This window comes from Erythrobacter sp. NAP1 (assembly GCF_000152865.1).
GTDB lineage: Bacteria > Pseudomonadota > Alphaproteobacteria > Sphingomonadales > Sphingomonadaceae > Erythrobacter.
The window spans coordinates 3049212-3068084 of record NZ_CH672390.1; the positions used below are offsets into that span (position 1 = coordinate 3049212).

18 protein-coding genes are annotated in these 18873 nt (G+C 63.9%); 12 read left to right on the top strand and 6 right to left on the bottom strand.

Annotated elements, in window-relative coordinates:
• Positions 1-75: 75 nt before the first annotated feature.
• From ftsE to NAP1_RS14750, 4 genes are read left to right on the top strand one after another with little or no spacing between them, the layout of a single operon-like run.
• The gene (gene ftsE, locus NAP1_RS14735) at positions 76-822 is read left to right on the top strand and encodes a cell division ATP-binding protein FtsE (RefSeq protein ID WP_007166125.1); all 747 of its coding nucleotides are present in this window, start codon (positions 76-78) and stop codon (positions 820-822) included.
• Positions 819-1760 carry an ABC transporter permease gene (locus NAP1_RS14740; RefSeq protein WP_007166126.1) on the top strand — a complete coding sequence of 314 codons (942 nt, stop codon included), beginning with the start codon at positions 819-821 and terminating at the stop codon, positions 1758-1760. The genes ftsE and NAP1_RS14740 overlap by 4 nt, the downstream gene beginning before the upstream one ends.
• 5 nt (positions 1761-1765) lie before the next feature.
• Positions 1766-2302 (top strand): YdcF family protein, encoded by a 537-nt coding sequence (locus NAP1_RS14745; protein WP_007166127.1) that lies wholly within the window; start codon positions 1766-1768, stop codon positions 2300-2302.
• Between the two features lie 10 nt (positions 2303-2312).
• On the top strand, positions 2313-3044 hold the full coding sequence (locus NAP1_RS14750; protein WP_007166128.1) for a 1-acyl-sn-glycerol-3-phosphate acyltransferase: 732 nt from the start codon (positions 2313-2315) through the stop codon (positions 3042-3044).
• A 70-nt stretch (positions 3045-3114) separates the two neighbouring features.
• Here the strand turns inward: NAP1_RS14750 and NAP1_RS14755 are convergent, their stop codons facing one another.
• Both NAP1_RS14755 and hisC read right to left on the bottom strand, forming a co-directional pair.
• Positions 3115-4023: a prephenate/arogenate dehydrogenase family protein gene (locus tag NAP1_RS14755; RefSeq protein ID WP_007166129.1), complete on the bottom strand. Its 909-nt coding sequence runs from the start codon at positions 4021-4023 to the stop codon at positions 3115-3117.
• Positions 4020-5123 (bottom strand): histidinol-phosphate transaminase, encoded by a 1104-nt coding sequence (hisC, locus tag NAP1_RS14760; protein ID WP_040464515.1) that lies wholly within the window; start codon positions 5121-5123, stop codon positions 4020-4022. The genes NAP1_RS14755 and hisC overlap by 4 nt, the downstream gene beginning before the upstream one ends.
• A gap of 83 nt (positions 5124-5206) precedes the next feature.
• On the opposite strand from hisC, the gene NAP1_RS14765 reads away from it, so the two are divergent.
• Positions 5207-6304 carry a homoserine O-acetyltransferase gene (locus tag NAP1_RS14765; protein ID WP_007166131.1) on the top strand — a complete coding sequence of 366 codons (1098 nt, stop codon included), beginning with the start codon at positions 5207-5209 and terminating at the stop codon, positions 6302-6304.
• On the top strand, positions 6301-6903 hold the full coding sequence (gene metW / locus NAP1_RS14770; RefSeq protein ID WP_007166132.1) for a methionine biosynthesis protein MetW: 603 nt from the start codon (positions 6301-6303) through the stop codon (positions 6901-6903). The genes NAP1_RS14765 and metW overlap by 4 nt, the downstream gene beginning before the upstream one ends.
• A 5-nt stretch (positions 6904-6908) precedes the next feature.
• Here the strand turns inward: metW and NAP1_RS14775 are convergent, their stop codons facing one another.
• Positions 6909-7301, bottom strand: a complete 393-nt coding sequence (locus NAP1_RS14775; RefSeq protein WP_007166133.1) for a VOC family protein — start codon at positions 7299-7301, stop codon at positions 6909-6911.
• A 145-nt stretch (positions 7302-7446) separates the two neighbouring features.
• Here NAP1_RS14775 and NAP1_RS14780 point away from each other — a divergent pair, with 145 nt between their 5' ends.
• The 4 genes from NAP1_RS14780 to NAP1_RS14795 all read left to right on the top strand — a co-directional run bounded on the left by NAP1_RS14780 (position 7447) and on the right by NAP1_RS14795 (position 11676).
• On the top strand, positions 7447-7842 hold the full coding sequence (locus NAP1_RS14780) for a hypothetical protein (RefSeq protein ID WP_007166134.1): 396 nt from the start codon (positions 7447-7449) through the stop codon (positions 7840-7842).
• Positions 7843-7911: 69 nt separating this feature from the next.
• Positions 7912-8583, top strand: a complete 672-nt coding sequence (locus NAP1_RS14785; RefSeq protein ID WP_007166135.1) for a glutathione S-transferase family protein — start codon at positions 7912-7914, stop codon at positions 8581-8583.
• A 263-nt stretch (positions 8584-8846) separates the two neighbouring features.
• Positions 8847-9251, top strand: a complete 405-nt coding sequence (gene msrB / locus NAP1_RS14790; protein ID WP_007166136.1) for a peptide-methionine (R)-S-oxide reductase MsrB — start codon at positions 8847-8849, stop codon at positions 9249-9251.
• 175 nt (positions 9252-9426) lie between these two features.
• Positions 9427-11676, top strand: coding sequence for a transglycosylase domain-containing protein (locus NAP1_RS14795; protein ID WP_007166137.1), 2250 nt, complete (start codon positions 9427-9429; stop codon positions 11674-11676).
• 83 nt (positions 11677-11759) lie between these two features.
• On the opposite strand, the gene NAP1_RS14800 is transcribed toward NAP1_RS14795, so the two are convergent.
• The 3 genes from NAP1_RS14800 to hflK form a co-directional block, all read right to left on the bottom strand.
• Entirely contained in the window at positions 11760-13295 is a 1536-nt protein-coding gene (locus NAP1_RS14800) for a Do family serine endopeptidase (protein ID WP_007166138.1), read from the bottom strand.
• Between the two features lie 181 nt (positions 13296-13476).
• Positions 13477-14322, bottom strand: coding sequence for a protease modulator HflC (gene hflC / locus NAP1_RS14805; protein WP_007166139.1), 846 nt, complete (start codon positions 14320-14322; stop codon positions 13477-13479).
• Between the two features lies 1 nt (position 14323).
• Entirely contained in the window at positions 14324-15460 is a 1137-nt protein-coding gene (gene hflK, locus NAP1_RS14810; protein WP_007166140.1) for a protease modulator HflK, read from the bottom strand.
• 100 nt (positions 15461-15560) lie between these two features.
• Here hflK and NAP1_RS14815 point away from each other — a divergent pair, with 100 nt between their 5' ends.
• Both NAP1_RS14815 and NAP1_RS14820 read left to right on the top strand, forming a co-directional pair.
• Positions 15561-16562 (top strand): Mrp/NBP35 family ATP-binding protein, encoded by a 1002-nt coding sequence (locus tag NAP1_RS14815; RefSeq protein ID WP_007166141.1) that lies wholly within the window; start codon positions 15561-15563, stop codon positions 16560-16562.
• Positions 16563-16566: 4 nt separating this feature from the next.
• A complete protein-coding gene (locus tag NAP1_RS14820) occupies positions 16567-18852 on the top strand; it encodes a xanthine dehydrogenase family protein molybdopterin-binding subunit (RefSeq protein WP_007166142.1) in 2286 nt (761 codons plus the stop codon).
• The last annotated feature ends 21 nt before the right edge of the window (positions 18853-18873 follow it).

The window sequence follows — 18873 nt, forward strand, 5'->3', positions numbered from 1 at the left end:
TGCTGCGACATATTGTGGGAGTAGCGCACCTCGCGGGCTTCCCTGCGTGCTGGCAGCTTGGTAAACGCGCCGGTGATGAACGAGCGGCCACCAGAAATCGTGAAATTCGACAATGTGGGCCTTCGCTATGGCACCGACCCTGAGGTGTTGAGCGACCTGTCGTTCACGCTGTTTCCCGGCAGCTTCTACTTTCTCACCGGTGCTAGCGGTGCTGGCAAGACCAGCCTTTTGAAGCTGCTCTACCTCGCTCAGCGTCCCTCACGCGGCAGTATTCGCATGTTCGGCAAGGACATGATCACTCTCCCTCGCCAGAAGCTTCCTGATTTTCGCAGGCGTCTGGGAGTGGTGTTCCAGAACTTCCGCCTCGTCCCGCATCTTTCAGCCTTCGACAATGTCGCTTTGCCGTTGAGGCTGGCCGGAACGGATGAGGCCAAGGTGGTCAAAGCGGTGTCCGACATGCTCGAGTGGGTCGGGCTCTCTCACCGAGCTCAGGCGGGCCCCGCGACGATGTCCGGCGGTGAGCAGCAGCGGGTCGCGATTGCGCGGGCGGTGATCGCTCGCCCGCAAATGCTGATTGCGGACGAGCCGACCGGCAACGTCGATCCTGACATGGCCCTGAAGCTGCTGCGCCTGTTCGAGGCGTTGAACAACCGCGTCGGCACGACCGTCATTGTCGCGACCCACGATGTGCACTTGCTCAAGAAAGTGCCGGAATCGCTCATAATGCGGCTGCACAAGGGGCGACTTTCCGACCCGACGGGCGCGCTGCGCTATCCGCCGCAGCCCAAGTCGCGGCCTGCCCCGCGCAAGGGTGCGGCGTGAGGACGCCTCCCGTCCCCGAAGAACGGATCGAGAAGGTCGCGCCGATGAAGGGCTCGGTCACCGCGAAACTGCTGCCGCAGACGCGTTTTGGCGGGCCGATACCGTGGGTGATTGCGATCCTTATTGCGCTTGTCGTGATCGCGGCTGCGGGCGGGCTCTCGCTGCGAAACCTCGCCGAAAACGCGCGCGCCGACCTGTCCGATGCCGTGACCGTGCAGATTGTCGAGGCCGATGAGAATGCCCGCAACGCGCAGGCAGAGGCCGCAGCCGAGGCGCTGGGCAATTCGCGGCTCGTCACTTCGGTAAGGGTGGTTCCCGAGGCCGAACTGGAGCAATTGCTCGCACCGTGGCTGGGGGAGAGCGCGGTCTCCGAAGACGTGCCGATTCCGGCGCTGATTGATGTCGAACTGACGCGCGAAGCGAACGCGCAGGAAATCGCCCAGTTGCAGACCGCGCTGGACGAGGCACTGGAGCCACTTGGAGGTTCAGCCCGCATCGATGCCCAATCGGAATGGCTGCGCCCGGTCTACGATGCTCTTGCCGCTCTCCAATATCTCGCGCTCGCGCTCATCGCGCTGGTGAGCTTCGCGACGGCTGCGGCGGTCTGGCTCGCCGCGAGAAGTGCCTTTGCCAACCACCGCGACACGGTGGAGATCATCCACCTCCTCGGTGGGACCGACAGGCAGGTGACGCGGGTGTTCCAGCGCTCGGTCGTGCGCGATGCAGCGTTCGGAGCATTCGTCGGTCTGATCCTCGGCCTTGCCGCGGTCTGGCTGCTCGGCCAGCAGTTTGCCGCACTCGACAGCGGCATGGTGGGCGGAGGCGGCCTTGACGTGGTCGATTGGGCAGTTATCGGCGCGGTTCCTGTCGCGGGCGTTCTGCTTGCGCTCATCACGGGTCGGATAACGATCGGACTTGCGCTAAAGTCGATGCTGTAAACACAATGGTTGCTATTCGTTATCTCCTCGCCGCGAGCGTGCTCGTTTGGGCTTTGGGCTTTTTCTGGTTCGCCGCCGCCTTGCCGCAGCCTGCCGAAGAGCTTTCAACCGATGCGGTTATCGTGCCGACCGGCGGGCCGGGCCGCATCGCGCAAGGGTTGCAGGTTCTCGAGCAAGGTCAGGCCCAGCGGATGCTGGTCACCGGTGTCGATCCGGAAGTGACGCGCGACGAATTCGCCGCCGAGTTCGAAGTCGATGAGGCGCGGATGGATTGCTGCATCACGCTCGGCTCGGAAGCGGTCGACACCCGCTCGAACGCGACCGAGACCGCCGAATGGGTTGCCGCCAACGACATCACCTCGCTGCGCCTCGTTACGACCGACTGGCATATGCGCCGCGCTGCCGGAGAGCTTGATCGCGAGCTGCCTTCATCGGTCACGGTTGTTCGCGACGCTGTGCCATCGCAGCCGAGCCTTGCCAGCCTCTTCCTTGAATATCACAAGCTGATCGCCAGCTTTATTGCAGGCCTTTTCGGTTATTGAGGCATCCTGAGTGGCGTTTCTTCGCAGCCTTGTTTTCTACCCGGTCTTTTACGGCTTCAGCGCGATCCTCGTGGTGGTATCGCTGTTCGCGCTGTTGTTCGGGCTGGAGGCGCTGAAGAGAGTGGTGGCGCTCTGGGGCAATTGGCACAAGTGGTGCGTTGAAAACCTGCTCGGCATCACGATCGTGCAGGAAGGTGAAATTCCCGATGAGCCTGTCCTGATCGCGGTGAAGCACGAGAGTTTCTTCGAGGCGATCGACATGCCGCGCCTGTTTCGCTTTCCCACGGTATTTGCCAAGCGTGAATTGTTCCTGATCCCAGGCTGGGGGTACTCGGCCAAGGTCTATGGCCTTGTGCCCGTGGCGCGCGACCGGGGCGCGCAGGCGCTGCGTCAAATGATCGCCTTTGCCAAGGAGCGCGTGAGCGAAGGGCGCCCGCTCATCATTTTCCCTGAAGGCACCAGAGTGCCGCACGGGAAGGAGCCGCCGCTTCAGTCCGGCTTTGCGGGCATCTACAAGCTTCTCGGTCTGCCGGTGGTGCCGGTCGCCGTGAACAGCGGGCCGCTCTATCATCGCATCATCAAGCAGCCCGGCACGATCACCTACCGCGTGGGCGAGACCATCCCGGCAGGTCTCCCGCGCGCCGAAATGGAGCGCCGCGTGCACCGCGCGATCAACGTGCTCAATTCAGGCGAGAGCATATCCCTGACTGCGAACCCGCATCCGCGGGTTCGTCCTCGCTAGACGCGCAGCAAGGCTGCGCCCGCTGCGGACGGGCGGTCGCCCTTGCGGCCCTTCGGGCCGAGCTTAAGCCTCACCCATGATCCTCGCGCCCGAAGTCTGGGCGACCATCGTCCTGGCCTTCCTTGATGACTTCGCGGCGGATCGCGCGGGTGCGGCTGAAGAGATCGTGCAGCGCATCACCATCGCCTGAGCGGATCGCGCGCTGGAGGGCGGTGAGGTCTTCGGTGAAGCGCCCCAGCATTTCGAGCACCGCGCTCTTGTTGTTGAGGAACACATCGCGCCACATCACCGGGTCGGAGGCCGCGATGCGGGTGAAGTCGCGAAAGCCGCCAGCCGAATACTTGATAACTTCGGACCGAGTGACGTCTTCGAGATCGCTCGCTGTGCCGACGATTGTGAACGCGATGAGGTGCGGGATGTGGCTTGTGACCGCAAGGACCAGATCGTGGTGCTCTGCGTCCATCACCTCGACCATCGCACCAAGCTTCGCCCAAAAATCGGAGAGCGCAGCGAGCGCCTCCTCGTCGGTTCCCTCGGGCGGGGTGAGAATGCACCAGCGATTGGTGAAAAGCGAGGCAAAGCCTGCCTCCGGTCCGCTTTCCTCGGTCCCCGCGACCGGGTGCGCTGGGATGATCGTCTTGCCGGGTAATGCCCGCGCGAGGGCCTCGGTCACGCTCTGCTTGGACGAGCCGACATCCGAGATGATGGCGCCATCTGGCAGGAGGTCGGCAAGCTCGGCAGCGGCAGCCTCCATCGCGCCCACTGGGACGCACAGGATAACAAGGTCGGCCTCGCGCACCGCCTCGGCAGCAGTGTCGCAAACGGCCGCGGCAAGGCCGCGTTCACGCGCTACCCGCCGCACGCCTTCGTCGCGATCATAGCCGGTGGTTGTGATGCCCGGCGCATGTTCCCTGACCGCGAGCCCAATCGACCCGCCGAGCAGGCCGAGCCCGATGATCGCGACGCGCTCGATGCTCACGCGGTTTCTCCGCAGAGTTCGCGCAAGGTGGCGATGACGCGCTCCATGTCTTCCGACTTGCCGATGGTGATGCGCAGTGCATCAGGCAAGCCTTGCGAGGGCAGGTGGCGCACAGCGTAGCCTGCCTCGGCGATGGCGGTGAGGGCGGTCTCGGCTTTCACATCGCCATCGAAGCGCACCAGCACGAAGTTCGCCTCACTTGGGACGGCGCTCAGGCCGTGATTGCCCAGCGCTGAAATCGCTTCGACAAAGCGCGCGCGTTCGGCAGAGTTGTGATCGCGGCTCGCCTCGACAAAGCCAGTGTCGCCCAGCGCGGCCAGAGCAGCTTTCTGGCCGCTTACTGTCACGTTGAACGGTCCGCGAATGCGGTTGAGCACGTCGATCAGGCCCGGCGCGCCGGTTGCCCAGCCGATCCGTTCAGCAGCAAGGCCGTGGATCTTGGAAAAGGTGCGCGTGACCAGCACGTTGTCGCGCTTCGCGGCAAGCTCGAAGCCGATACGCTGATGCGCGGGGTCGAGATATTCGGCGTAGGCCTCGTCGACCACCAGCAGCACGTCAGCAGGCAAGCCTGCGTGCAGGCGCTCGACCTCGGCGGGTGCGATCCAGGTGCCGGTCGGGTTGTTGGGGTTCGCGAGGAACACCACACGCGTCTTTGGCGTCACCGCAGCCAGGATGGCGTCGACATCGGCAGTGTAGTCGCGGTCATCGACCTCGACCGGCTCAGCCCCGCAGCGCCTTGCTGCGATGTCGTAGACCGCAAATGAATGGCGCGAGAACAGCACCTCATCGCCAACACCGGCAAAGCCCTGTGCGGCAAGGTTCAAGAGCTCATCCGATCCCGTCCCGCACACGATCCGCTCCGCGTCGAGGCTGTGGAGGTCCGCAATCGCCGCGCGCAGCGCCTTTGCGTCAGGGTCCGGATAGCTTGCCGCTTCCCCGCGCGCTTGCTCCAGCGCTTCGAGCGCCGCCGGGCTGGTTCCGAGCGGGTTCTCGTTCGCCGACAGCTTCACCAGCTTGCGCCCATCGCTCGCGGTCGCCTTGCCGGGGACATAGGCGTGGATGCCGAGGATATAGGGTTTGGGTTCGGGACGTGTGGTCATGGCCGCGGGGCGATAACCGCTTGCGGCGCGCAAGAACAGCCCAATTGACTTGCACGCCTCGCTACCCCACTTCGCGCTGGCTTATGAACGCTGCCCCAGCCTCGAAGAGCTATGCGCTGCCCGCTCCCCTGCCGCTTGATAGCGGGCAGGCGCTCGAAGGCGCGAGAATCGCGTATGAGACCTATGGCGAGTTGGCCGAGGATCGCTCGAATGCGGTGCTAATCTGCCATGCGCTAACCGGTGACCAATATGTTGCGAGCAATCACCCGATCACCGGCAAGCCGGGCTGGTGGGAGCGGATGGTCGGCCCCGGCAAGCCGATCGACACGGATCGCTTCCACGTCATCTGCGCCAATGTGATCGGCAGCTGCATGGGGTCGAGCGGCCCTGCGTCCGAAGCATCCGACGGTGCGCCTTATGCGATGCGCTTCCCCGTTATCACCATCCGCGACATGGTGCGCGGGCTTGTGGCTTTGCTCGACGGGCTCGGGATCGAGCAGCTTCATACGGTTGTCGGCGGATCGATGGGCGGCATGCAGGCGTTGAGCCTTGCCGCTAACTGGCCAAGCCGCGCAGCGCGGGTGTTGGTGATCGCTTCGACCGCGCGGCATTCGGCGCAGAACATCGCCTTTCACGAAGTCGGACGCCAGGCGATCATGGCGGACCCGGCTTGGGCGGACGGCGACTATTATGCGAGCGGCTCCTCGCCCGACAATGGCCTCGCCGTGGCGCGTATGGCGGCGCATATTACCTACCTTTCCGAGGAAGGACTGACCGCCAAGTTCGGGCGGCGCTTGCAGGACCGCGATGCCAAGAGCTTCGGCTTCGATGCCGACTTCCAGGTCGAGAGTTATCTGCGCTATCAGGGCAGCGGTTTCACCCAGCGATTTGACGCCAATTCCTACCTCTACATCACGCGGGCGATGGACTATTTCGATATCGCCGAAGAGCATGGCGGGAAGCTTGCCGATGCCTTTGCAGGGACGAGCGCGCGGTTCTGCATCGTCAGCTTCGACACCGACTGGCTCTATCCGACGTCGGAGAGCCGGCACGTCGTCCACGCCTTGAACGCCGCTGGAGCCAAGGTCAGCTTTGTCGAGCTGTCCGCTCCCAACGGGCATGACAGCTTCCTGTTGCCGCATGAAGAGCTCGACCGCGTTGTGAAGGCCTTCGTCGAATGAGCGGGTCTCTAAACACACTGCGCCCTGACCTTGCTGCGATTGCGCGCCACGTTGCTCGCAGGACGCGGGTGCTCGATATCGGCTGCGGCGAGGGCGAATTGATGGCCGTGCTCGAGGGTGAGAAGCAGTGCGATGCGCGCGGGCTTGAGTTGGACCCGGCGCTTGTGGCCCGCTGTGTCGGGCGGGGCCTTTCCGTGGTGCAGGGCGATGCCAACACCGACCTTTCGGACTATCACGACAAGGCGTTCGACTACACGATCCTTAGCCAGACGCTCCAGACCGCGACCCGGCCCGACCTGATGCTCGACGAGTTGCTCCGGGTGGGAACGCGCGCTTTCGTCTCGTTCCCCAACTTCGCGCATTGGCGCACGCGCACTGCGCTCATGCTCGGTGGGCGGATGCCGGTCACCCGCGCCCTGCCGGTGACGTGGTACGAAACCCAGAACATCCACCACGTGACGGTGGATGATTTCCGCGAGCTTGCGAGGGCCAAGGGCGCCAAGATCGAGCGCACCTGGTTCTTTGCAAATGAGCGCGCCATCGGCCCCGTCGGGGCCAACTGGCGCGCTGAGTTCGCTGTGTTCCAGCTAAGCCGTTAGGCCTATCAAGAAGGCCGGTGGATGCCGCACATCTTGTGACCGTCGGGATCGGTGAAGTAGCACAGGTTCATCGGGCCCATCGATCCGTTGCGTGTGCCCGGCGGGTCTTCGATGCTCTTGCCGCCGTTTGCCACGGCCACATCGTGCAGTTCGGTAACCTGCTCAAGGCTGTCGCACTTGAAGCCGATCGTCATGCCGTTGGCGCATTCGGCGGGCTGGCCGTTGATCGGTTCGCTGATCGAGAAGGTCGATCCATTGTGCATGTAGAACAGGCGGGTCTGGCCGGTGTCGTTGACGTGCACCATCGGCTCGCCCGCACCCAGCACGCCGAGCACGGCGTTGTAGAAGGTCTTCGACTTTTCGATGTCGTTCGACCCGATCATCACGTGATTGAGCATTTCGCTTTGTCCTCTCTCTTAGTGGTCAATTGCAACCGACATAGGTCGAGGTAGGGCGCGGTTGCGGGCATCACAAGCGCTTTGTCCAACAGCCTTGCGACGCGCCGTAGCCAAGCGTTCATCCGCCCCGCTATAGGAATGCGCCATGACCTTGCCTCTCCTTGCCGCCATCGCGGCTCCACTCGCGCTGCAAGCTGCTCCGGCCCCCGACGCTGCCAAGCCTGCAACGCTCGAAGACCTCCCCGTCACCGAAGCCACCGCGCCGCGCTGCGGGGTGGCGTTTGCGACGCTGGAAGGGTGGCAGAAGTCGGGCGATCCGCGCGGTAGCGAATGGCCGACTATGACCGAGACCGGCGGGCGCGAGTTCTTCGTGGTTGCGATGGTGCGACTGATGGACACCTACGCGCTCAACCGCGAGGACGTGACCCGCCTCGTCCAGAGCGAGGTTGCGCGTCACGAGGCCGATGGCGGCGAGGCGGTCAAGGCGATGCTGCCGGCGTGCCTGACGCTGCTTGATGCCACCAACAATCGCACCAACTGACGCTTTCGCGCATCTCGCAGCCTCGCTATGAGGGAACCGGCCTCGCTCTGAGGTTTTAGGATCCTTGTAATGTGGCAGCTCTACCAATTTCCCCTGTGTCCGTTCTCGCGCAAGATCAGGCTGCTCATGGGGGAGAAGGGCGTCGCTTACGATCTGGTGCGTGAGCATCCCTGGGCTCCGTCCGACACGTTCCACAACCTCAACGCGGCGGGCCGCACGCCGGTGCTTGTGAACGAGGAGAAGGGCATCACGCTCGCCGACAGCCGGGCGATTGCCGAGTACCTTGAAGAGACGATCGACACATCGCCGATGATCAACGGCACCGCAGCGGGCCGTGCGGAGATCCGCCGGCTGGTGGCGCTGTTCGACGAGAACTTCTACGCCGATGTCACCGCGCCCCTGCTGCACGAGCGGATGAAGAAGCGCATCATCACCCGCCAACCACCCGACAGCCGCCAACTGCGCGACGCGATGCGGCTGGCACACGGGCACCTCGATTACATGGACTGGCTGATCGACAATCGCCCGTGGCTCGCCGGGTCGACCATGAGCATGGCGGACCTTGCCGCTGCCGCGCAGATCAGCGTTGCGGACTACCTTGGCGGGATCGACTGGAAGGGGCACGAACAGACGCGCGGCTGGTACGCGGTCTTCAAGAGCCGCCCCAGTTTCCGCCCGCTGCTTTCCGAACGTATGGACGTGATCAAGCCGCCTGCGCATTACAGTCAGGTCGATGCGTGAGCTGTTAGCGATGGACCGCGCAAATGGTGCGTTTGGAAAAGTGCCGTAGCAATCCAAGTCCCTGATCGCGTTGAGCGAATGCCCGCTCATGCCTGTAGGACGTGTGACCTTTCGCAAATTTGAGTTCAGGCGGGATTTGAGAGCAAGATCACACGGCATCTCACCTCAGATAACCGGGTGAAGGCGAGTAGGAAAACGCGCGGCGCTTGCAGTCCCGCCAACTCGCACCGATATTGCCACTAAGCGAGAGAGGCCGAGAAACCATGACCGACGATCCCAAGACCTTGACCGAAGCCGAATGGCGCGAGCGCCTGACCGCCGAGCAGTTCCACATCCTGCGCGAAGCGGGAACCGAGCGGGCCTTCACCGGCAAATACGACAAGTTCTACGAGAAGGGCGAATATATGTGCGCGGCATGCGGCACTCGGCTCTTCATCAGCGCGGCGAAATACAACAGCGGCTGCGGGTGGCCTGCCTTCACCAAGCCGGCTGACGAAGAGGTGATCGACGAGCACCGCGACACCTCTTTTGGCATGATCCGCACCGAGGTCACTTGCGGCAATTGCGGCAGCCATCTGGGCCATGTGTTCCCCGATGGCCCGCCCGAGGAAGGCGGCCTTCGCTACTGCATAAACTCCGCCGCGCTTGAGTTCGCGCCGGAGGATTGAGGCCGCGCCTCGCCTCGCCCGCACTTGTAAAATCGGCGGATAAAATCGCCTTTCAGCGCGTTTTACCCTCAAGGAGCGCTCATTGGGCGTTCCAGCCCGTTCACGCAGGGTTACAAGTTAACTATGCAGGGCCGGAATTTGAGGTATTGGGCGCCATTGGTCTTTTTGGAAATTCATGTCGAAACGCGGTGACCGTCTGCAAAACAAGGGCAAGCGCGGGTCGCGCCGTGCTGCAACCGAGCGGGCACAGGCCTCTTCGGGCAAAACCACGCGGGCCAAGAAGGTCGCGAACGGTTCGTCCTCCAGCAGCGAAATGAAGCGGCCGTCGTCTTTCTGGAAGTGGTTCAAGCGTCTTGCGATCGGCGGCGTAGCCGCCGCGCTTCTTGCGGTTGTTTTCCTCGGCTTCGCTGTCGGCTTTGCCGCGCGCTCCATCCCCACATTCACGCAATTGCAGGCAACGCAGGCAGGCCAGACCATTCTGGTGCGTGCGCGCGACGGGACCGAGATCGTCGAAATCGGCCCGAGCTTTGGCGAATGGCTGCCGCATGACGAAATCCCGGCCAATATGCGCAACGCGATGATCGCGGTCGAGGACCGGCGCTTCCATTCACATTTCGGGATTGATTTCTGGCGCACCGGAGGCGCGATCATCGAAGGTATCACCGGGACGCGCAGCCGCGTCGGGGGTACCTCGACCATCTCGCAGCAGCTTGCGCGCAATCTCTTCCTGTCATCCAACCGCACCGTCGACCGCAAGGCGCGCGAGGCGGTGCTGGCGATGGCGCTAGAATGGAAATTCACCAAGGAAGAGATCCTCGAGCTCTACCTTAACAAGGTCTATTTCGGCGGCGGCGCCTACGGAGTGGACAGCGCGAGCCGCAAGTTCTTCAGCCATCCCGGCACCGAGCTATCGGTCGCCGAAAGCGCGATCATTGCAGGGCTTGTGAAAGCGCCGAGCCGTTATTCGCCGACCGCCGATGTCGATGCCGCCGTGGCGCGCGCGCAGGTCGTGCTGCGTCTGATGCGCGAGCAGGGCTACATCACCTCGCAGCAGGCGAGCGTCGATACGAGCACGGTCGAACTGAAGGAGCAGGCAGGACAGAACTCGGTGCGTTACTTCACCGACTGGGCGCTGCCGCAGCTCGACATCCTGCTGCCTGAAACGAACGCGCCGCTGGAGGTCTGGACCACGCTGGACGTAGGCATGCAGCGCGCAGCGACTGCGGCGATCGATTCCAACACGCCGGATGGATCGCAAGGCGCGCTCGTCAGCCTCGACCGTGACGGTGCGATTCTCGCGCTGGTGGGCGGGACCGACTACGTCGAAACCAACTTCAACCGCGCGACCAACGCGATGCGTCAGCCCGGTTCCTCTTGGAAGCTGTTCGTCTATCTCGCCGCGCTCGAAGCCGGGTATACGCCCGATGACCGCGTGGTCGACACGCCGGTGACGATCGACGGGTGGAGCCCCCGAAACTCCAACGGGCGCAATGTCGGCGAGACGAACCTGCGCACCGCATTCGCCTATTCGATCAACACCGTCGCGGCCCAACTGGGCAACGAAGTGGGTTTCGGAACTGTCGCCTCGATGGCGCGGCGCTTTGGTGTCTCCAGCCCGATTTCGACTTTCCCCTCAATGGTGCTCGGCTCGTCCGAAGTGCGCCTTCTGGAAATGACCCGCGCCTTCGGAGGCATTTCCTCGGGCGGCATCGGGATCGAGCCTTATGGCATTCTCAAAGTTGCAACCGCCGGGGGCGAGGTGATTTACGAGCGAGAGGAACTGCGCGAGCGTCAGCTGATCCCTGACTATGTCGCCGCTGGGATCACTGATCTTTTGCAGGCCGCCGTCCAGACAGGCACGGGCCGCGCCGCGCAGATCGGGCGTCCGGTGGCTGGCAAGACCGGCACGACCAGTTCGAACAAGGATGGCTGGTTCGTCGGCTTCTCCAGCGGCATCACCACAGGCGTATGGATGGGCCGCGACGACGCGCGTGCGGTTCCGGGCCTACAGGGTGGCCGAGCGCCAGCCCGCGCCTTTGCTGCTTACATGCGCTACGCCGTCAAAGACCGCCCGATCGAGCAATTCGACACCGAGCTGAACCTTCCCGACTGGCAGCTTGAGCCCGATGAAGAGGCGCTGTTCGGCGATCCGGACGACTATTACTTCATCGATGAGCAGGGGAACCTGATCGAGCCGGGCCGCCGCGATCCAATCGGGACGCCCTTCGATATCGAAGGTGAGAGCGAAGGCGGGCTGGAGCCGATTACCGAGCCGCCTTCTGCCGTGGACGACGATTTCCTTGACCGCGCCATCCGCGGGCCGGTGGAAGCGCCGCCGCCTCCGCGTTCAAGGCCCTCGCCATCGCCTACACCCACCCAGCCGCTTGAGGTTGCGCCGCCAAGGCCGCCGCAGCCATCGGGCTAGGGACTGGGATCAGGAACCAATGAAAAAAGGGCCCCGGAGCGCGATGCTCCGGGGCCCTTTTCTTATCGCTTTAAGAGCGTCGCTTAGCGCAGGCGCACCGGGAGGAAGCGCGCTGGCATGCCGCGGCGCTGGATGCGCAGGAGCACGGCGTCGCGGCCCTCGCTCTCGGCTGCGGCGATCTGCTCGCGCAGCGCCTCGGTCGAGGCGACTTCCTGATAGTTGGCCGACAGGATGATGTCCCCGCGGCGCAGGCCCTTGCGGCCAGCATCCGAGTTGGGATCAACCGCGCCAATCACGAGGCCCGTCGTCTCCGTCGGCACGCCAAGGCTGCGCGCGATCTGCGGGGTGAGGTCGAGGACCTGCAATCCGAGCTTTTCCGCGATCATCTCGTCGGACGCCTCGGGATCCATCGGCTCTTCGCTTTCAGGATCGAAGGTCTGGGTCTGCTGAGCGATTTCCTCTTCGCTCGGGCGACGGGCAAGCGTCGCATTGACCGTGATCGTGCGGCCTTCGCGCAGCACCTCGACGGGTACGCTTTCGCCCGGCTCGATATTGGCGACGATGAAGGAGACGCTCTGCTCCGATGTCACTTCGCGGCCATTCACGCCGACGATCACATCGCCGGGGCGCAGGCCTGCGCGGCTGGCGGGGCTGTCATCGGTGACGATCTGGACGATCTCGCCGCGATTGCGCTCAAGCCCGAGCGAATCGGCGAGGTCGTCGTTGATCGGTTCGAGGCTGACGCCGAGATAGCCGCGCTCGATTTCCTGGCCCTGCTTGAGCTGGTCGACGATCGGGGCTGCGATTTCAGCCGGGATGGCAAAGCCGATGCCCACACTGCCGCCCGAAGGCGAGAAGATCGCGTTGTTGATGCCGATCACGTTGCCGCGCATGTCGAACAGCGGACCGCCCGAATTGCCTCGGTTGATCGACGCGTCGGTCTGGATGTAGCGGTCATAGGCGCCGCCCTGACCGGTGTTGCGGTAGACCGCCGAGACGATCCCGCTGGTGACTGTGCCGCCGAGGCCGAACGGGTTGCCGATCGCGACCACCCATTCACCCACGCGCGTCTGCGAACTGTCGCCGAAGCGCACGAAGGGGAAGGTTTCCGACGACTGGATCTTGAGCACCGCGAGGTCCGACTGAGCGTCCGCGCCGACCAGTTCGGCCTGGTACTCGGTTCCGTCGGGCATGGTGACGGTGATCTCTTCAAGCCGGGCCCGGTTGTCGGGCGAGACCACGTGGTTGTTGGTCACGACGAAGCCGTCGGCGCTGATGATGAAGCCCGAGCCAAGCGAGTTCGCCTCGCGCCGCTGGGGCTGCTGACCGTTATTGCCGCCGCGCCGGTTGAACAGCTCTGCAAAGGGAGTGCCGGCAAACGGATTGCGGTTCACTTCGATCGACTGGCGGGTCGAGATGTTGACCACTGCCGGCTGGAGTTGCTGGGTGAGGTCGGCAAAGCTTGCCGGGGCCCCTTCGACCGGAACGACACGGTCCATGACCGCTTCGTCGTTCTGGGCGACCTGTGCGCCGGCCGGGTAGCCGGTCATCAGCGAAACTGCTGCGCCTCCCACCAGAAGCGCGCTTGTCAGTCCATAAACATACCGCACGTTGTTCACGTCCTCTCGTTCCTTCTCTTGAGTGGGGCAGCGCCCGGTCAGGCGCGCCCGCTTGTCTTCCAGTTACGCCCCAACAAAGAGGGCAGATGCGCTGAACGCTGAATGAAGACGCTTGTAATCGGTAGCGTCAGATCAGCGCTTCGTCGGTCAGAGGTCTTCAGCCATCTCTCATCCGCCGAACCTAGGGCCGACCGTTGAATTGGTTGAAGTATTCGTTGTCCGCATCAAGCACCATCGAGGAGTTTCCTTCCCCATTGATGAAAGTCTGGCGATAGCTCTCCATGGCCCGGTAGAAATCGTAGAAATCCGGGTCCTTGCCGTAGGCATCTGCGTAGGTGCTGGCCGCATCTGCATCGGCTTCGGCGCGGATGATCTGCGCGTTCTTGCGACCTTGTGCACGGATCGTCTCGGCCTGCTCCTGCCGGTCCGAGATCATCCGGGTGAAGGCAGCTTCAAGCGGAGTGCCTTCGGGAAGGTCGGCCGCCTTGATGCGCACGTCGATGATCTGCACGCCATATTCGCGCGCCTGTTCGTCGAGGATGTCGCGGATGTTGGTCATTGCCGTACCGCGATCTGCCGTGAGCAGGCTTGCAAAGGTGCGGCGGCCCAGTTCCTGGCGCAGCACCGAGGTCAGGATCGGCGACAGCTGCGTCAGCAGACGCGCTTCGTCGCCTGCACGTTCCACCATCGTCACCGGCTGGATGATCCGGAAGCGCGCATAGGCGTTCACCTGAAGGCGCTGCTGGTCGCTGGTGAGAACCTGCTGGTTGTCCATGTCGAGATCGAGCACGCGGCGTTCGACCATCTGCACCCGGTCGATGAACGGGATGCGATACCAGAAGCCTGCGCCGGTCTGACCATAAGGGTCTTCAGGCGTGTACATGTTGACGATCTCGCGCGGTTCACCCGTACGGATGATTACGGCCTGCTTGGTTTCGGGCGTCACGAATAGCGTCGAGGCGGCACCGATCAGGACCAAGGCCACCGCGATGATGGCGATTTTATACTGGTTCCAGACGTTCTGCATCTTACTGGCCTCCCGTTGGCGTTGCAGGCTGGGCGGCGCTTGAACGACCCCGCTCAACTTCACGCAAGGGGATGTAAGGCGTTACGCCATCGGCATCGATCACCGTCTTGTCGGTACGCGAAAGCACGGCTTCCATTGTCTCGTAATAGAGGCGGCGGCGCGTCACTTCGGGCGCAAGCGCATATTCCGAATAGATCTGGTTGAACGCTTCGGCGTCACCTTCGGCGCGGGCGAGCACCTGCTGCGCATAACGGCGCGCACGGTTCAGTTCACGCTCGGCATCCTGCTGTGCGGCAAGGACGTCGTTGAAGGCCTCAACCACGCTTTCGGGCGGGTCGGTCTTGTCGATTTCGATACCCTGCACCGCGATGCCTGCGCCGTAACCGTCGAGGATCGACTGCATGCGCATGCGCACGTTCTCCTGGATGTCTGCGCGCCCTTCACCCGAGATCACCGAATCAAGCGTCTTTTCAGCAACCGATGAACGCATCGCTGTTTCCGCCGCTTCGCGCACGGTTTCGATCGGGTCGGCAAGCTGGAACTGGAACAGGGTCAGGTCCTTGATGTTCCAGCGGATCGAATAGCTGAGGTCGACGAGGTTTTGGTCGCCCGTGAGGATCAGCTTGGTCGGAACTTCCTCGGTCCGGATTTCGATCACGTTTTCGGTTTCGACCACGCTGATCGGATAAGGATAGGACCAGTTGGTACCCGGCCCGTAGCTGCCGACATACTTGCCGCCAAAGCGGGTGACAGTGGCCGCTTCGCCCGGCTGAACGAAGTGAACGCTCGACATGATGACCCACAGGCCAAGCGCCGCTGCGATGAGGACCGGAACCCAGCTTCCGCCGCCGGGGCGTTCGGGCAGCTTGATGCCGCCACCGCCGCCAGCGCGGCGCGGGCCTTCGGGGCCGCGGTTCTTGAAGATGTCTTCGATGGAGGCTGAACGGCGGCCGCCGCTCTTGTCTCCGCCCTTCCCGCCGGGAAGCCAAGGATTGCGCGGGCCGTCGGAGCCACCACCGGTTGGCGTATCACCGCCATCCGAGCCATCATCTCCACCCGATCCACCGCCTGAGCCACCCCAGGGATTTTTCTTTCCCGCCATCGCAAGGCCAAATTGCTTTTTAAAGCCGTCAAACATTCGCATGCATTCCTTATAGGAACGCCTTTTGGGGAAAAACAGGGGTTGGCGCTTCGATTTTGGTGTTAGGGGCGATTTTGGTGATAGAGGCCGATGCAATATGTCTGACGATCCAAAACCTTCTGCGAACCCTGCCGACGACGAAGCGCGCCTGCGCGCGGCTCTGCCGATCGAGATCCACGGGCGCCTGCGCTCGCTGCGCCTGAAGGACGGGCGAGCTATCGTTGTTGCCGAGGCAGGAGACCTTGGCGCGAAGGCTCGCGAAGAGCTTGAAGGGCTGATCGAGAACGAAATCAGCAAGCTGGATGACGTCGAGACGGTGCATGTCGCGCTGATCGCGGATCGCCGCCGCCGGATGATTATAGCTGTCGGGTCGGGCAAGGGCGGCGTCGGCAAATCAACTCTCACCACCAATCTCGCGGTCGCGCTGGCGCGAAAAGGCCGCAAGGTCGGTGTGATCGACGGCGACGTCTACGGCCCTTCGCAACAGCGCCTGCTCGCAACCGACCGCGCAAAGCCGCTTACGCAAGGCGACAAGCTGGTCCCGGTCGATAGCCCGCACGGGGTGAAGGTGCTCTCGATGGGGCACCTCGTCCCTCCTGGAAAGGCGCTTGCATGGCGCGGACCGATGGCGGGCAAGGCGCTGGGCCAGCTGGTCGATGCAGCGTGGGGCGATACCGAGCTTCTCCTGATCGACTTGCCGCCGGGAACGGGCGACGTGCAGATTTCGATGATGGCCGACAGCAAGCCCGATGGCGCGGTGCTGGTCTCAACCCCGCAGGACCTCGCGCTGCTCGATGCGGCGCGCGCCGGGCAATTGTTCGAGGATGGCGAGGTGCCGATCATCGGACTGGTCGAGAACATGGCAGGCTACGAATGCCCGCATTGCGGCGAGGTCTCCGATCCTTTCGGCCAGGGCGGGGTGGAAAAGTTCGCCGACGCGCTCAAGATCCCGTTCCTTGGCCGCATTCCGCTCACCATCGACACCCGGATTGCAGGCGATGCGGGCAAACCTCCTGCTGCCGGTGACGATGAGGGCGCTGCGCCGTTCATGGCTGTGGCTGACAAGCTAGATCGCTGGCTGACCAACGGAGCGATCTGACGCGATGCAGGTGACCCGCCGCGGCCTTGTGACCGGCGCTGCCGTTGGCGGCGGGTTGCTGGTTGCGTGGTGGTTCCTGCCGCGCAATTACGCGAACCCGCTAGAGCCGGCGAGCGGCGAGCATCTGTTCGGCGCGTGGATCAAGATTGCCGAGGATGGCGTCGTCTCGGTCGCGGTGCCTCAGCTTGAGATGGGGCAGGGTGTTACGACGCTGATCCCGCAGATCGTTGCGCAGGAGTTGGGTGCAGACTGGCGGCAGGTTGCGGTGGAGCCAGCACCGGTCGCCTCGGCCTATCCCAACGTACCGCTTGCAGAGCGCTGGGCGGAGCTGTGGGACCCGGTATCGGTTGGCGTTTCCGAGACCACCGACGACATGCTTGCGCAGCGTTTTGCAAGGGCGCAGCGGTTCACCGCGACCGCCGATGGCACCTCGCTCGCCGCCTACGAGGCTCCCGCCCGCGAAGCCGCAGCGGCCGCTCGTGCGATGCTGGCGCTCGAAGCGGCGGATCGCTGGGGCGTTGCCTGGGAAGAATGCCAGGTCGTGAGCGGCATCGTCAGCCACGGTGATAAAAGCGCCACCTTCGGTGAGCTTGCAGGCGGCGCCGCCGATCAGTCTCCGCCCGATCCCCCTCCGCTACGACCCGAAGCCCCGAGCGACAATCCGCCTCCCGGCAGCCTGCCAGACGATGTCAGCGCAATTCCGCAGTTTCCGCGCATTGACCTGCCCTCCAAGGTCGACGGCTCGTACCGCTTTGCTGCCGATGTGCGCTTACCCGGCATGGTCTACGCCGCGATCCGACACGGGCCCAACAATGGCAGCGAGCTGACCGGCTTCAACGAGGCGGCCGCCGAGGGCATCAGCGGGATCGTTGGCGCGGTGCGGCACAAGCGCTGGCTCGCCGTGGCGGCGACAACGTGGTGGAGCGCCCAGCGCGCGCTGGAGGCGATGGCCCCGCAATTCACGGTCAGCTACCCTGTCGACAGCGCCGATATCGAAGCCCGGATCGAGACGCTGCTTCGCTCGGGCGACAGCTATCTCGTGGCCGAAACCGGCTTTGGCGAAGAGGGCATGACCCGCGTCGACACCGCGCGACGCTACGATGTCGAGCCCGCCCATGCCGCCCCGGTCGAAACCGCGAGCGCGGCGGCGCGCTGGTCGGGCGGGCGGCTCGAACTCTGGATTGCAAGCCAGGCCCCCGAACAGGCTCGTAAGGCGGCGGCAAAAGCGGTCGGCATCTCGCCCGAGGACGTCGCACTCTACCCCATGCCCGCAGGCGGCAGCTTCGATGCGCGGCTTGAGCATGAACACGCTATCGAAATCGCGCACATCGCAAAAGAGCTTGGCCGCCCGGTCCAGCTGACATGGCCACGCCGCGATGAACTCATCCGGTCGCGCCCCCGCGCGCCCGCAGGCGTGCTGATCGGAGCGCAATTGGCCGAGGGTGGACAGGGTTCGATCGACGCGATGCGGGTGCGCGTTGCTTGCCAGCCGTCGAGCCACGAATTCGGCCGTCGCCTGTTCGGCAACCTCATCCCATCCGCCGCGATCCGCGACACGACCGGCCAGAAGGACGAACTCGCGCTCGAAGGGGCTGTACCGCCTTACGATTTGCCGAGCGTCAGTGTGCACCATGTACCGGTTGAAACGGGCTACCCCGCCGGGCGCGTGCGCGGCAATGCGCACCAGGTCAGCGCCTTCGCAATCGAAAGCTTCATCGACGAAGTCGCGGCCGAGAACAATCGCGAGCCGCTGTCCTACCGCATGAGCATGCTTGGCGGTGATATCAGGCTTGCCGCCTGCCTCCAGCGCGCCGCTTCGATGGCCGAGTGGGATGGCGGCGTAAACCAGAGCGGACAGGGTCTCGCCTGTCACCGCATCGGCGATGCGGAAACGGGCGCGCGCATCGCCTGTGTGGCCACCGCGCGGCGCGGAGAAGGCGGAGTGCGCGTTGCGCGGCTTTCGGCAGCGGTCGATATCGGGCGGATCGTCAATATCGACATCGCCCGCCAGCAGATCGAAGGCGGCCTCATGTTCGGCATCGGCATTGCGCTTGGCAACGCGCTGCGAATGCGCGGCGGCCTTCCGGCGAGCTTCGACTACGCCGATCTCGGATTGCCTCGGCTTGCCGATTGCCCCGAGATCGATGTCGATTTCCTCCCCAGTGAAGCCGCGCCTGCCGATCCGGGCGAACTGGGCACGGTGGTTGCCCCTCCGGCGATTGCCAATGCCCTGTTTTCCGCTACAGGGTTGCGACTTCGCCGCTTGCCCCTACTTTCAAGCGGACTGTAAAAATCTGACACCATGGCGTGC

Coding starts and splice junctions, on each gene's coding strand:
- ftsE (WP_007166125.1), top strand. CDS start 76: ATGAACGAGCGGCCACCAGAAATCGTGAAATTCGACAATGTGGGCCTT.
- NAP1_RS14745 (WP_007166127.1), top strand. CDS start 1,766: ATGGTTGCTATTCGTTATCTCCTCGCCGCGAGCGTGCTCGTTTGGGCT.
- hisC (WP_040464515.1), bottom strand. CDS start 5,123: ATGACCACACGTCCCGAACCCAAACCCTATATCCTCGGCATCCACGCC.
- NAP1_RS14765 (WP_007166131.1), top strand. CDS start 5,207: ATGAACGCTGCCCCAGCCTCGAAGAGCTATGCGCTGCCCGCTCCCCTG.
- metW (WP_007166132.1), top strand. CDS start 6,301: ATGAGCGGGTCTCTAAACACACTGCGCCCTGACCTTGCTGCGATTGCG.
- NAP1_RS14775 (WP_007166133.1), bottom strand. CDS start 7,301: ATGCTCAATCACGTGATGATCGGGTCGAACGACATCGAAAAGTCGAAG.
- NAP1_RS14780 (WP_007166134.1), top strand. CDS start 7,447: ATGACCTTGCCTCTCCTTGCCGCCATCGCGGCTCCACTCGCGCTGCAA.
- NAP1_RS14785 (WP_007166135.1), top strand. CDS start 7,912: ATGTGGCAGCTCTACCAATTTCCCCTGTGTCCGTTCTCGCGCAAGATC.
- msrB (WP_007166136.1), top strand. CDS start 8,847: ATGACCGACGATCCCAAGACCTTGACCGAAGCCGAATGGCGCGAGCGC.
- NAP1_RS14795 (WP_007166137.1), top strand. CDS start 9,427: ATGTCGAAACGCGGTGACCGTCTGCAAAACAAGGGCAAGCGCGGGTCG.
- hflC (WP_007166139.1), bottom strand. CDS start 14,322: ATGCAGAACGTCTGGAACCAGTATAAAATCGCCATCATCGCGGTGGCC.
- hflK (WP_007166140.1), bottom strand. CDS start 15,460: ATGTTTGACGGCTTTAAAAAGCAATTTGGCCTTGCGATGGCGGGAAAG.
- NAP1_RS14815 (WP_007166141.1), top strand. CDS start 15,561: ATGTCTGACGATCCAAAACCTTCTGCGAACCCTGCCGACGACGAAGCG.
- NAP1_RS14820 (WP_007166142.1), top strand. CDS start 16,567: ATGCAGGTGACCCGCCGCGGCCTTGTGACCGGCGCTGCCGTTGGCGGC.